We start from the raw sequence: 12,458 nt of genomic DNA on the forward strand, positions 1-12,458 counted from the left end.
GCGCGAGTTTGTACGCGTACTCGTTTTCCTTGGCCCATGGGTTTCACGACAAATGAAGAAGCAGTACGGACGCTACTCGCGGCGAGTGTGGCAAGCCTATTTCAATTTTCTCGACACGCTTTACGACGTCAGAGAGTCGCTTATCGGCAGCGAGCTTGAAGCGGCGATCATGCGCGCATTGCTTGTACGCCGTTACATCGACCGGGCGGGCGGCACGAATGTCACCTCGCTCGCCGCCTCGCTCGGCCATCCGCGCGAGACGGTGAAACGCAAGGTGGATGCGCTGATCGCGGTCAATCACATTGCCAAGGACGGGGACAATATGCTCACCGTCACGGATGAGTTCGTGCGCGAATGTTTTCCGGGCTACGCGCAAACTTTCGACCAGATTCTGCATCTCGCCGATACGATCCGCGAGGACCTGCGGCGCGGGGCGCAGATGGAAAACCCGGCAGGCGCGCAGCAGCGGCGCCTTTAGCCCCTAAAGTTTCAGCGGGTTCTTGTCCGCTTCCGCCGCGCTGCGGTTTGCAAGGTAGCGGTAACGCAGCGCGCCAATGGGCAGGCCCGCCATATAGATCAGGCAAAGTCCCGTCAGCATCGCCCAGGGATAGCTCACCAGCAGCGCGGCAAAGAGCGCGACGAGCAGCAGCACCGGCAGCACCTTGTCCCGGTGAATGCGCAGGCCCAGCCGCTTGCCGGAGAACGTCGGAATGCGGCTGATCAAGAAAAACGCCACAACACCCGTATAAATGGCAACAAGAAGGGACGCGCTCTTCACATCGCTCACGCCCTGAAAGCTGAGATAAAGCGGCAGCATGACGAGCCCCGCCCCGGCGGGCGCCGGCACGCCGGTAAAGTAATTCGCCGCCCAGACCGGCTTGTCCGGGTCCTCGATGCCCACATTGAAGCGGGCAAGGCGCAGCGCGCAGCACACCGCATAGCCCAGAACCGCGATCCAGCCGAGCCCGCCGATCTCGTTCATGGTCCACAGATAAAGCACCATGACGGGGGCGACGCCGAAGTTCACGAAATCGGTCAGGCTGTCGAGCTCGGCGCCGAATTTCGTCGTGCCCTTCAACAGCCGGGCGATCCGCCCGTCGAGCCCGTCCAGAATGGAAGCCACGAGAATGGCCCCCACCGCAATCTCGAACCGGCCTTCCAGCGCAAAGCGGATGGAGGTAAGCCCCGCGCAGAGCGCTAAAACCGTAATGCTATTGGGGATAAGCGAGCGGATGGGCAGCGGCTTCAGCGCCCGGCGGCGGAAATTGCGCCGCTGCAAGCGGGACGTGTCTTTACCGCCGGAAGGCGTACTCTCGCCCATAATATCTCCGTTCCGCTCTTTTTTACCCAGCATGACCTTCGTTCATCCTAACGGACCAGGGCCTCACGGCGCCCTTCCGAGCTATCAGTATCCGCAAGAACCGTTTCCCCGGCAATGGCCGTCTGGCCAACCGAAACCAGCGGCGACATGCCGGGCTCCAGATAGACATCGACGCGGCTGCCGAAGCGGATGATGCCGTAGCGCTCGCCCGTCTCGTAGCTCTGCCCTTCCACCGCGTCGCTGACGATGCGCCGCGCCACAAGCCCGGCGATCTGCACGGCGACGAAGGTCTTGCCGTCCTCGGTCTCGATGGCAATCGCCGCGCGCTCGTTTTCATCGCTCGCCTTGTCGAGATCGGCATTGAGAAACTTGCCCGGCCGGTAGGCGGTGCGCGTCACGCGGCCGGCAATGGGAATGCGGTTCACATGGCAATTGAAAACATTCATGAAGATCGAGATGCGCGGGCGCGGCGTCTCGCCAAGGCCAAGCTCGGCGGGAGGCGCGGCTTCCGTGATCATGTTCACCACCCCGTCGGCGGGCGCAATGACGAGCCCGGCGCGCTGCGGCGTCAACCGGTCGGGATCGCGGAAGAAATAAACGCACCAGGCGGTGAGCAGAACCCCCAGCCAGCCAAGCGGCGCCCAGATCAAAAACAGGATCAGCGTGGCAATGGCAAAAGCTATAATAAAGCGCGTTCCTTCCCGGTGAATGGGTACGAGCAGGGAAGTGATGGCGTCCATGGGTCTCTCCTTAGCGCAGGGCCGCCGTCATTGGGGGGCGGCAGGTGCTTTGCGTCTTTATCAGTCTATGCTCTTGCGCCGTCCGGCGCCACGTCCCTTTCGGTCGCAGGCTCCGGCGCGGGCGCGACGGGGCCGTGTGCGCGCAGCGCTTCTTCCTCGTCCTGCTGGCTCTGCCACATATCCGCGTAGCGTCCTTTGAGGGCGAGAAGCTGGCCATGGGTGCCGCGCTCGACGATCTCGCCTTCATTGAGGACGAGAATTTCATCCGCTTCCACCACCGTGGAGAGCCGGTGCGCGATGACAAGGGTCGTGCGGTTTTGCGAGACCTGGCGGAGCGCCGATTGAATGTCCCGCTCCGTGCCCGTGTCGAGCGCGGAGGTTGCTTCATCGAGAATGAGGATCGGCGGATCTTTCAGGATCGTGCGGGCAATGGCGACGCGCTGCTTTTCCCCGCCGGAAAGTTTGAGCCCCCGCTCGCCGACCTGGGATTTATAGCCCTCCGGCAGGCGCTCGATAAAGGCGGCGATCTGGGCAAGCTGGGCGGCGCGTTCCACCTCGCTGTCGCTCGCCTCCGGGCGGCCGTAGCGGATGTTGTAGCGGATCGTGTCGTTAAAGAGCACGGTGTCCTGTGGCACGATGCCGATGGCCGCGCGCAGGCTTTCCTGCGTGACCTCTGCAATGTTCTGCCCGTCGATCGTCACCGCGCCCGCGCCCACATCGTAAAAGCGGTAAAGGATGCGGGAGATCGTGGACTTGCCCGCCCCGCTCGGCCCGACAAGGGCGACGGTCTTGCCGGCCGGCACCTTAAAGCTCACGTCTTTAAGGATCGGCCGGGCCGGATCATAGGCAAAAGAGACGTTCTCGAAGCGGATCGCCCCGCCCGTCACCTTGAGCGGGCGCGCATCCGGCGCATCCTTGATTTCCGGCGGCACGCCGATGAGATCGAACATGGTTTCCATGTCGATCAGCGCCTGTTTGATTTCCCGGTAAACGGTGCCGAGCAGATTGAGCGGCTGATAAAGCTGGATGAGGAAGGCGTTGACCATGACGAAATCGCCGACCGTCAAGCTGCCATCCGCCACCCCTGCCCCCGCCATCAGCATGACGCTGACAAGGCCTGCGGTGAAAAGCACCGCTTGACCGGCGTTCAACAGCGTCAGCGAGGTGGTGGTTTTGACGGCGGCATCTTCATAGCCCGCCATGGAACGGTCGAAGCGTTTGGCCTCATGCTCTTCATTGCCGAAATATTTGACCGTCTCGAAATTGAGAAGACTGTCGATGGCTTTAGTATTGGCTTCCGTATCCCGGTCGTTCATCTGGCGGCGGAAGCGCGTGCGCCATTCGGTCACCGAAAAGGTGAACCAGATATAGATGGAAACGGTAAGCCCCGTGACGGCGGCAAAGCGCCAATCGAAATAATAGGCGAGGATGGCGCAGACCAGCGCCAGCTCGATAATCGTCGGAGCGATATTGAAGAGCGTGAAGCGCAGCAGAAAATCCACCGCCTTGGTGCCGCGCTCGATAACGCGGCTGAGCCCGCCGGTGCGCCGCTCCAGATGGAAGCGCAGGGAAAGCGCATGCATATGGCGGAAGGTGCGCAAGGCAACGGCCCTGACCGCGTTCTGCCCGACCCGCGCAAAAAGCCCGTCGCGCAACTGCGCAAGGCCCACCATCAAAATCCGCGCCGCCCCGTAAGCCAGCACCAGAAAGAGCGGCACGGCGATCAGGGCAGCGGTCTTCTCCGCCCCTTCCGGGGCCAGTGCGTCCACCGCATCCTTGTAGAAAAACGGCGCATAGACGGTTGCAACCTTGGCGCCCGCCAGTGCCACCATGGCAAGCAGCACGCGGGTCTTCAGATCGCGCCTGCCCGCCGGCCACAAATAAGGCAGAAGCGAGCGCAGAGTCGCCAAATGATGGCTCTCCGGCGTCTCGCGCCCGCCGGTGACGGGATCGGGGCCGGTGCGGCTGTTGAGTGCTAGTCGGCGCATGGGCGCAAGCTTGCCCTTCATGAGGTTCGGCAACAAGGAAAACGCCCCGCTGAGCTCAGCGGGGCGCCTTGTCATAAATAGGGCCAAATGGCCGGAAAACAAGGAAAAAGCGAGGGGACGCGCCCCGCTTTCCCGTCAGTTGCCGGTTTCGGGCGTGGTGAAAATCTGGCCCGGATAAATCAAGTCCGGATCGCGGATCTGGTCTTTATTGGCCTCGTAAATCACCGTGTAATTGAAGCCCGAGCCATAAAGCCGGCGGGCAATATTCCACAGATTGTTGCCCGGCTGAATGACCACCCGCCCTTCGGCGAGCTGGCGTTTGACGGTTTCCGGCTCCCCGCGCTCGAAGGGCACTTCCACCCGCGCGGAGACTTTGCCATTGGCATCGAGCTGGTCGATGCGCAGCGTATATTGGCCAGGCTCGATGGCATTACCGGGGCGCAGTTCCCACATGCCCTCGCCATCGGCGCGGGTTTCCCCCCCCAGCCGGTCGTCGAGATAGACGCGCAGCGCCGCATTGGGCGCCGCCTTGCCGGAAATGATCACATTGCCGTCGGCGTCATAATCCACCGCTTCGAGCACCAACTCGCCGATCTCCGAGCTGACGCCCCGTCCCTGCAACACGCGGCTTGCCTCGCCCGGCGCGCTCAGCACCACCAGCGCTTCCCCGCCCGGCTGCTCGGGAACGGAGATCGCCACTTTCTGCCGGGAATCGACCTCGCGCCCATCCGGGTTCTTGGCCGTCAGCGTCAATTCGAAGTCACCCGGTGCGAGCGGCTCGTCGGATACCACAACCCATTCCCCGCGCTGATCGGCGAGCGCGCTTGCAACGACTTCACCGTCACGCTTGATCTGCACTTCCGCGCCCGGCAACGCGCGCCCGGCGATCACCGCCGAGCCGTCTTTTTCAACGCGCACAATATCGAAGGTCGGGATGGCAGGATCGGCGGCCTCACCCTCCGGCGCCGCGCCCTCGCCACCCGGCGCGCTCAGCTCGCTTACGCCAGGCGTTTGCTGCTGCGCCGTCTCCTCTCCGTCATCGCCGGAGAATAAAAAGAACGCCAGCACCGCAATGAGCACGGCCACCGCCGCGCCCGCCCCGATGAGCATGATCCGGTTGTTTTCCATGAACGTCCCCCTCCCTCTTGCCTTTTCCCGCCGTTCCGTTTCCCCGCGGATCGGGCTAAAAGGGCTGCTATGGTTAAAGCTACATTTTCCTGCCGAGCAGCTGCGCCCCGAAGGCCGGAAAAATCCGCCCGCGCATTTACTTGCCCGATGGTAACTAGACCGCAATTACGGCACCAATATGAAGGCTTGCCAAGGGGGGAGCGCGCCGGGCGGACCCTAGATGGAACTTAAGGTTAAGGAGCGTCCATGAAGCCGCAAAATGTCTGCGTTTACTGCGGATCGAGTTTCGGGGAAGACCCTGTCTTCAAGCGCGAGGCCCATGCCTTCGGCGCGGTGCTTGCCCGCGAGGGGGTGGGTCTTGTCTATGGCGGCGGGGGAATCGGCCTGATGGGCGAGGTTGCCCGCGCCGCGCTCGCCGGCGGCGGCCGGGTGACGGGCATCATCCCGAGCTTCCTCAATGAGCGGGAAATTCCGCTCAACGAGGTTACCGAGCTGATCGTCACCGCCTCCATGCATGAGCGCAAACAGCTCATGTTCGAAAAATCGGAGGCTTTCATCGCGTTTCCCGGCGGCATCGGCACGATCGAGGAAACGATCGAGATGATGACCTGGGCGCAGCTTGGCCGCCACACCCATCCCATCATCTTCGTCAATATCGGGGGCTATTGGGACCCGCTCATCACCATGCTCGATCATGTGATCGAGGCGGGTTTTGCCCGCTCCTCCGTCCATTCTCTCTATTCGGTGGTGGACCGGGTGGAAGACATTCTGCCGCGCATCCGCGCCGTGCTTTGAAACTTTCGCGCTCACCGGCGTTTATGTTCTAAGCACCTTACGGCCCGGAGGACAGAACATGCCCGGTAAATCCATGGCGTCCATCAAGGACGAGAAAACCTATGAAGCCTTGCGCGGTGAAGGCATGAGCAAGGAAAAAGCGGCGCGGATTGCAAATGCCCGCGCCGCCAAAGACAAACCTTTCAAGAAAGGCGGCAAGGCCGCCCCTTATGAAGAGTGGACGAAAGACGCGCTTTACAGCAAGGCGCAGGAGATCGGCATCGAGGGCCGCTCCCGCATGGACAAGAAAGAACTCATCCACGCTTTGCGCCACCACTGAGCCTTAAAGAGGCTCCTTTGCCGCGCCGAGCCGCGCCAGGCGGCGCAGCTCCCGCTCGCGCCGCCAAGTGTCGAAGCTGAAAATCGCAAGGCCCGTCCAGATCAAGGCGAAGGTCACGATATGGGCATCCGTCAGATGCTCACCGTAAAATTTCACCGCGATGAAAAACTGAATGGTCGGCGCGAAATATTGCATGAGACCCAATGTGGCAAGGCGGATGCGCTGCGCTCCATAGGTGAAAAGCAAAAGCGGCACCGCCGTCATCGGCCCGGTCATGACGAGCAGGAAGATCGTCCAGGGATCGCCTGCCATAAAGCTCGTGCCCGCGTTTCCCTCGAGCCAGAAAAGATAGGCAAGGCTTGCGGGCAAAAGCACCAGCATTTCCACCAGCAGCCCTTCCACCGGTCCGACGGGCGTGACTTTGCGCAGATAGCCATAAGCGGCAAAGGAGAAAGCCAGGAACAGCGAAATCCAGGGCAGCGTACCCAGCGCATAAGTCATATTAGCAACGCCGAGCGCGGCCAGCGCCACGGCAGCAAGCTGCGGGCGGGTCAGCTTTTCCGACAGAAAGAGCACGCCGATCAGCACACTGACAAGCGGATTGATGAAATAGCCAAGGCTCGTCTCGACGACGCGCGAGGCGTTGATCGAATAAATGAAGACGAACCAGTTCGAGCCGATGAGCGCCGCCGTCATGGCGAGTGCGCCCAGCACTTTTCTGTCCTTCACCGCCGCGCGGAACAGCCCGAACCGGTGAAGCAGCCAGACGGCGGGCACAAGCAAAAGCACCGTCCAGACGGAGCGGTGCGCCAGCACCTCGAAAGGCGAGACGCCGGTGAGCTGCTTGTAAAAAATCACCGAGAAGCCCCAAAGGGCATAGCCGGTGCCTGCCGAAATCGTGCCGAGCAAAGCTTCGCGCGAAGGGCCGGGCACAATTGGTTGCGGGGGCGCGGCGTCAGATGCGGTGTTCGTCATTAGCGTGTCTCTCTTCCGGAGCTCTTTTGGCAAGCGGCGAGAAACTCAAACTCTCTCACACACTTGTCATGCCCCGCTTTATGCGGGGCATCCACGGAAACCTGCTCAACCAGCAGCGAGCTTCCGTGGATGGCCCGGCTAAACCGGGCCATGACGCCTGAAAGGCTAAATCCGGTCAATTCGTTCTAGAAAAACTTAAGAAGAAGCAGGTGCCTTCAAGGTCGGTTTTCGCTTCGTCTCGGGGGCCGGGGCGTTCTCACGCATCAATTTGTAAATGATGCTGTCGAGCAGCGCCTGGAAGGAGGCATCCACGATATTGGGCGATACACCAACGGTGAACCATCGTTCCCCGCTTTTATCCGCGGTCTCGATCAGCACGCGCGTCACCGCCTCCGTGCCGCCGGTCAGGATGCGCACCTTGAAATCCACAAGGCGCATCTCGTCGATATAGGATTGATAGCGGCCAAGGTCCTTGCGCAGCGCTTCATCGAGCGCGTTGATGGGGCCGTTCCCTTCGCCCACCGAAATGAGCTTCTGGCCTTCCACCCGCACTTTCACCGTCGCTTCCGACACCGTGACGAGCTTGCCTACCGCGTTATAGCGGCGCTCGACGAGCACGCGGAAGGAATCCACCGTGAAATAATCCGGCACCTCGCCAAGCGCCCGGCGGGCGAGAAGCTCGAAAGAAGCTTCCGCGCCGTCATAAGAGTAGCCGAGATATTCGCGCTCTTTTACCTCATCCAGCAATTGCTGCACGCGCGGGTCTTTGGCATCGACATCGATGCCCGCTGCTTCCAATTGGGCGAGCACATTGGAACGGCCCGATTGATCGGAGATCAGCACCCGGCGCTTGTTGCCGACGCTTTCCGGCGGCACATGCTCATAGGTGGCGGGGTCTTTCAGCAGCGCGGAAACGTGAATGCCTGCTTTCGAGGCAAAGGCCGACTCGCCTACATAAGGGGCGTAGCGGTCCGGCGCGCGGTTGAGCAGTTCATCGAGCGTGCGCGAGACATGGGTGATCTCTTTCAATTGATCGAGGCTGACGCCGATCTCGAAGCGGTCTGCGAATTCCGGCTTCAGGAGAAGCGTCGGGATGAGCGAGACCATATTGGCATTGCCGCAGCGCTCACCCAGCCCGTTCAGCGTGCCCTGGATCTGGCGCACGCCTGCATTGACGGCGGCAAGCGTATTGGCCACCGCGTTTTCGGTGTCGTTGTGGCAGTGAATGCCGAGCCTCTCGCCCGGAATTTCCTTCACGACTTCCGAGACGATGCGGGTGATTTCATGAGGCAGCGTGCCGCCATTCGTATCGCAGAGCACCGCCCAGCGCGCGCCATTGTCGATGGCCGCTTTCAGGCAGGCCATGGCGAATTCAGGATTGGCTTTATAACCGTCGAAGAAATGCTCCGCATCGATCATCGCTTCGCGCCCGCGCTCGACCGTTGCGCGCACCGTGTCGGCGATCGTTTCGATGTTTTCTTCCTTGGTGATGCCGAGCGCGACATCGACATGGAAATCCCAGCTCTTGGCCACGAAACAGCAGGCCTTCGCCGCGCTTTCGAAGATCGCGGCAAGGCCGGGATCGTTGTCCGCTGAGCGTCCGGCACGCTTGGTCATGCCGAAGGAGGTAAAGACCGCGTGCTTGAGGCCCGGGTCTTCGGCGAAGAAATTCGTGTCCGTCGGGTTGGCGCCCGGATAGCCGCCCTCCACATAGTCCACGCCCAGCTTGTCCAGGAGCTTGGCAATGAGACGCTTATCTTCGACACTGAAATCCACGCCCTGCGTCTGCGCGCCGTCGCGCAGCGTCGTGTCGAAAAGATATAGACGTTCTTTCGTCATCGGTCCGTCTCTGCCGGCTCTTGCCGGTCCCTCACTTGCACGAGGCGCCTCACGCAAAGGCGCGCAATTACCTTCAGGCCCGCCGCCGGCCGGTTCCTCGAGGTTCAGAAATGGGGAGAACGTGAGCGAACGGCGGCAGCTGGGGTTCAGCCGCGAATAATAATGCCCTTAATGATGATCCAGGCCAGCGCCATCATCGGATCGATCCTATGCCGTTCGGTTAATTTTTGCCCGAAAGCCGGGCTTTTGCCCGCTCCGCGCCGATAAGAGGTAGCAGGTTTGCCAGCTCAGGTCCATGGCGAAGTCCGGTCAAGGCGAGGCGCAGCGGCATGAAAAGCCCCTTGCCCTTGCGCCCCGTGGCCGCTTTCAGCCCGTCCGTCCAAGCTTTCCAGGTGCCCGCATCCCAAGGCTCGGGCGGCAGGGCGGCAAGCGCCGCTTCGATGAAGGCGGCATCTTCCGCCTCGATCACAGGCTCGACCGGCCCTTCGATGACGTGCCACCACTCGGCGGCCCCATCGAAGAGCGTCAGGTTGGGGCGCACCGCTTCCCAGAATGCTTCCGAGGCCATGCCGCGCTCCGCAAGACGCGCCTCGACATCCTTGAAAGGCGTGATGTGCAGGATGGCGGCGTTCACCCGCTCAAGGTCCTGCGGATCGAAGCGCACCTGGCCCCGGCCCAGTTTGGACAGATCGAAACGGGCGGCCAGCTCATCCAGCGCGCGCACGGGCTCGGCTGCTTCCGCCGTCCCCATCAGTGCGAGGAGACAGTTCACGGCCATGGGCTCGAAGCCCTTCTCGCGTACCGCTTCGAGCGTGTAATCGCCGAGCAGGCGTTTCGAGAGCGGCTTGCCATCCGGGCCGATCAGCATGGAATGGTGCCCGCAGCGCGGCAGGCTGGCGCCCAGCGCCTCGAAAATCTGCATCTGCGCGCCGGTATTGGTGGTGTGATCGTCGCCGCGGATAATGTCCGTGACGCCGAACTCGATATCGTCGACGACGCTGGGGAGCGTATAAAGATAGGTGCCGTCGGCGCGGATCAGCACCGGGTCGGAAAGGCTCGTACAATCGACCTTTACCGGCCCGAGGATGAGATCGTCCCAGCCCACCGTCTTGGGCTCCAGCTTGAAGCGCCAATGGGGCTTGCGCCCTTCCGCTTCCAGCGCGGCTTTTTCCTCATCGCTCAGCTCCAGCGCCGCGCGGTCATAGACGGGCGGCAGCCCACGGGCAAGCTGGCGCTTGCGTTTGCGGTCCAGCTCTTCGGGTGTTTCATAGCAGGGGTAAAGCCGGCCCGCCGCTTTCAGCTTTTTGGCGGCTTCGTCATAGCGGGCAAAGCGCTCTGACTGGCGGTGCAGCGCGTCATGGGCAAGGCCGAGCCAGGCAAGATCGGCCTGAATGGCGTTAGCATATTCTTCCGTCGAGCGCTCGCGGTCGGTGTCATCGAGACGCAGGATGAAGGTTCCGCCCTGCGATTTCGCATAGAGCCAGTTGAGCACGGCGGCCCGGCCATTGCCGATATGCAGTTTGCCGGTGGGGCTCGGTGCGAAACGGACGGTGACGGTCATGTTTTTGCGTCTTTCGAATTGCTCAAATGCGGCACGGCTTGCCGCGCCTTCGGTTGAAGATATGTGCCGCGCTTACGTCAGTCCCGCGCGTCGCGGAAACCGTTGGTAATAGGGTAACGGCGGTCGCGGCCGAAATTGCGCACGCCGATCTTCACGCCGGGCGCGGCCTGGCGGCGCTTATATTCGGCGATATAAAGCAGATGTTCGATGCGTTTGACGAGCGCGCGTTCATGGCCGAGCGCCACGATGTCGCGCACCGCCATTTCCTTTTCGACAAGACATTCCAGAATTTCATCGAGCACGTCATAAGGCGGCAGGGAATCCTGGTCCTTTTGATCCTCGCGCAATTCGGCGGAAGGCGGCTTTGTGATGATATTTTCCGGAATGACGATGCCGCCCGGCCCCCGCGCGCCTTTCGGCTGATGGGCATTGCGCCAGCGGCAAAGCTCGAAGACCTTCGTCTTGTAAAGGTCCTTGATCGGATTATAGCCACCATTCATGTCGCCATAGAGCGTGGCATAACCGACCGAGACTTCCGACTTGTTGCCCGTGGTCACGACCATATGGCCGAACTTGTTGGAGATCGCCATGAGAATGACGCCGCGCGTGCGCGATTGCAGGTTCTCTTCGGTCGTATCGCTGTTGGTGCCGGTGAACATCGGCGCGAGGCTTTCCATGAAGCCTTCGACAGGCGCGGAAATCGGCACCGTGTCATAGCGCACGCCGAGCGCCTTGGCGCAGGCCTCCGCGTCCGAAACGCTTTCCGAACTTGTGTATTTATAAGGCAGCATGACGCAGTGAACTTTTTCCGGGCCGAGCGCGTCCACGGCAATTGCCGCGCAAAGGGCGGAATCGATGCCGCCGGACAGGCCGAGCACAACGCCCGGAAAGCGGTTCTTTTCCACATAATCGCGCAGGCCCAGCATCAGCGCCTGATAGATGGCCTCATCGTCCTCTTCCACCAGCGCGCGCTCGCCCTTGGCGCAGACCCAGCGCCCGTTCTCAAGGCTCCAATGGGTCGTCACCACCGCTTCCTGCCAGGCGGGAAGCTGGACGGGAAGTGAGCAGTCCTCGTTCAGCACGAAGGAAGCAGCATCAAAGACAAGCTCGTCCTGCCCGCCCAGCTGATTGACATAGACGAGCGGCAACCCGCTTTCCTTCACCCGCGCGACGGCATGATGGACACGGGTTGCGAATTTGCGCGCATCGAAGGGCGAGCCGTTCGGCACGAGCAGAATTTCCGCGCCGGTTTCCTCCAGGCACTCCACCACATCGGTGAACCAGATATCCTCGCAGATCGGTACCCCGAGACGCACGCCGCGGAAATTGAGCGGGCCGGGCATGCCTCCTGGCGAGAAGACGCGCGGCTCATCAAAGACACCGTAATTGGGCAGATGCACCTTGAAGCGCACACCGGCCACCTTGCCGCCATCGAGCAGGGCGACGGCGTTTTTCAGCGTGCCTTCTTCCTCTGAAATCCAGGGCGTGCCCACGAGAAGCGCCGGGCCGCCATCGCCGGTTTCGGCGGCCAGCGTTTCCAGCGCCTCGATCGCCTCGCGGTGAAAGGCGGGCTTGAGAACCAGATCCTCGGGCGGATAGCCGACCAGCACCAGCTCGGAAAAAAGCACGAGGTCCGCCCCTTCGCGCGCAGCGACCGCCCGCGCGGCGCGGATTTTGGCCAGATTGCCCTGAATGTCCCCGACGGTCGGGTTGATCTGCGCAAGCGCGATGGCGAGATGGTCGGTCATGAGGGGCCTAACGTGTTGACTCACTGGCGTGTTTCTTACCCTGC

General features: G+C 61.8%; 11 protein-coding genes. 3 read left to right on the forward strand and 8 right to left on the reverse strand.

The genetic code is table 11. From position 1 onward, the window contains the following. Window positions 1–52 precede the first annotated feature (52 nt). Window positions 53–478: a hypothetical protein gene (locus tag M2A_RS11640; protein ID WP_147446260.1), complete on the forward strand. Its 426-nt coding sequence runs from the start codon at window positions 53–55 to the stop codon at window positions 476–478. 3 nt (window positions 479–481) lie between these two features. Here M2A_RS11640 and M2A_RS11645 read toward each other — a convergent pair whose 3' ends face one another. From M2A_RS11645 to M2A_RS11660, 4 genes are all read right to left on the reverse strand, one after another. Then, window positions 482–1,321, reverse strand: coding sequence for a CDP-alcohol phosphatidyltransferase family protein (locus tag M2A_RS11645; protein ID WP_081875597.1), 840 nt, complete (start codon window positions 1,319–1,321; stop codon window positions 482–484). Between the two features lie 47 nt (window positions 1,322–1,368). Beyond that, on the reverse strand, window positions 1,369–2,061 hold the full coding sequence (locus tag M2A_RS11650) for a phosphatidylserine decarboxylase (RefSeq protein WP_045447564.1): 693 nt from the start codon (window positions 2,059–2,061) through the stop codon (window positions 1,369–1,371). A 65-nt stretch (window positions 2,062–2,126) separates the two neighbouring features. After that, entirely contained in the window at window positions 2,127–4,049 is a 1,923-nt protein-coding gene (locus M2A_RS11655) for an ABCB family ABC transporter ATP-binding protein/permease (protein WP_081875598.1), read from the reverse strand. A 135-nt stretch (window positions 4,050–4,184) separates the two neighbouring features. Continuing rightward, window positions 4,185–5,177, reverse strand: coding sequence for an Ig-like domain-containing protein (locus M2A_RS11660; protein WP_045447567.1), 993 nt, complete (start codon window positions 5,175–5,177; stop codon window positions 4,185–4,187). A gap of 246 nt (window positions 5,178–5,423) precedes the next feature. On the opposite strand from M2A_RS11660, the gene M2A_RS11665 reads away from it, so the two are divergent. Together M2A_RS11665 and M2A_RS11670 are read left to right on the forward strand one after the other, a co-directional pair. After that, window positions 5,424–5,972: an LOG family protein gene (locus tag M2A_RS11665; RefSeq protein WP_045447570.1), complete on the forward strand. Its 549-nt coding sequence runs from the start codon at window positions 5,424–5,426 to the stop codon at window positions 5,970–5,972. A gap of 58 nt (window positions 5,973–6,030) precedes the next feature. After that, entirely contained in the window at window positions 6,031–6,291 is a 261-nt protein-coding gene (locus M2A_RS11670) for a DUF7218 family protein (RefSeq protein ID WP_045447573.1), read from the forward strand. A gap of 3 nt (window positions 6,292–6,294) precedes the next feature. On the opposite strand, the gene rarD is transcribed toward M2A_RS11670, so the two are convergent. The 4 genes from rarD to M2A_RS11690 all read right to left on the reverse strand — a co-directional run bounded on the left by rarD (window position 6,295) and on the right by M2A_RS11690 (window position 12,414). Then, complete coding sequence (gene rarD / locus M2A_RS11675; RefSeq protein ID WP_045447576.1) at window positions 6,295–7,266, reverse strand: EamA family transporter RarD; 972 nt, start codon at window positions 7,264–7,266, stop codon at window positions 6,295–6,297. A 195-nt stretch (window positions 7,267–7,461) separates the two neighbouring features. Next, window positions 7,462–9,105 (reverse strand): citramalate synthase, encoded by a 1,644-nt coding sequence (cimA, locus tag M2A_RS11680; protein WP_045447579.1) that lies wholly within the window; start codon window positions 9,103–9,105, stop codon window positions 7,462–7,464. 220 nt (window positions 9,106–9,325) lie between these two features. Beyond that, on the reverse strand, window positions 9,326–10,666 hold the full coding sequence (gltX, locus tag M2A_RS11685; protein WP_045447582.1) for a glutamate--tRNA ligase: 1,341 nt from the start codon (window positions 10,664–10,666) through the stop codon (window positions 9,326–9,328). 77 nt (window positions 10,667–10,743) lie between these two features. Beyond that, complete coding sequence (locus M2A_RS11690) at window positions 10,744–12,414, reverse strand: NAD+ synthase (RefSeq protein ID WP_045447585.1); 1,671 nt, start codon at window positions 12,412–12,414, stop codon at window positions 10,744–10,746. Between the last annotated feature and the right edge of the window lie 44 nt (window positions 12,415–12,458).

Origin of the sequence: Tepidicaulis marinus (assembly GCF_000739695.1) — a bacterium.
GTDB classification, from domain to species: Bacteria; Pseudomonadota; Alphaproteobacteria; order Parvibaculales; family Parvibaculaceae; genus Tepidicaulis; species Tepidicaulis marinus.

Bases quoted from the DNA above. Each gene is read 5' to 3' on its own strand.
- M2A_RS11640 (WP_147446260.1), top strand. From the start codon at position 53: ATGAAGAAGCAGTACGGACGCTACTCGCGGCGAGTGTGGCAAGCCTAT.
- M2A_RS11645 (WP_081875597.1), bottom strand. From the start codon at position 1,321: ATGGGCGAGAGTACGCCTTCCGGCGGTAAAGACACGTCCCGCTTGCAG.
- M2A_RS11650 (WP_045447564.1), bottom strand. From the start codon at position 2,061: ATGGACGCCATCACTTCCCTGCTCGTACCCATTCACCGGGAAGGAACG.
- M2A_RS11655 (WP_081875598.1), bottom strand. From the start codon at position 4,049: ATGCGCCGACTAGCACTCAACAGCCGCACCGGCCCCGATCCCGTCACC.
- M2A_RS11660 (WP_045447567.1), bottom strand. From the start codon at position 5,177: ATGGAAAACAACCGGATCATGCTCATCGGGGCGGGCGCGGCGGTGGCC.
- M2A_RS11665 (WP_045447570.1), top strand. From the start codon at position 5,424: ATGAAGCCGCAAAATGTCTGCGTTTACTGCGGATCGAGTTTCGGGGAA.
- M2A_RS11670 (WP_045447573.1), top strand. From the start codon at position 6,031: ATGCCCGGTAAATCCATGGCGTCCATCAAGGACGAGAAAACCTATGAA.
- rarD (WP_045447576.1), bottom strand. From the start codon at position 7,266: ATGACGAACACCGCATCTGACGCCGCGCCCCCGCAACCAATTGTGCCC.
- cimA (WP_045447579.1), bottom strand. From the start codon at position 9,105: ATGACGAAAGAACGTCTATATCTTTTCGACACGACGCTGCGCGACGGC.
- gltX (WP_045447582.1), bottom strand. From the start codon at position 10,666: ATGACCGTCACCGTCCGTTTCGCACCGAGCCCCACCGGCAAACTGCAT.
- M2A_RS11690 (WP_045447585.1), bottom strand. From the start codon at position 12,414: ATGACCGACCATCTCGCCATCGCGCTTGCGCAGATCAACCCGACCGTC.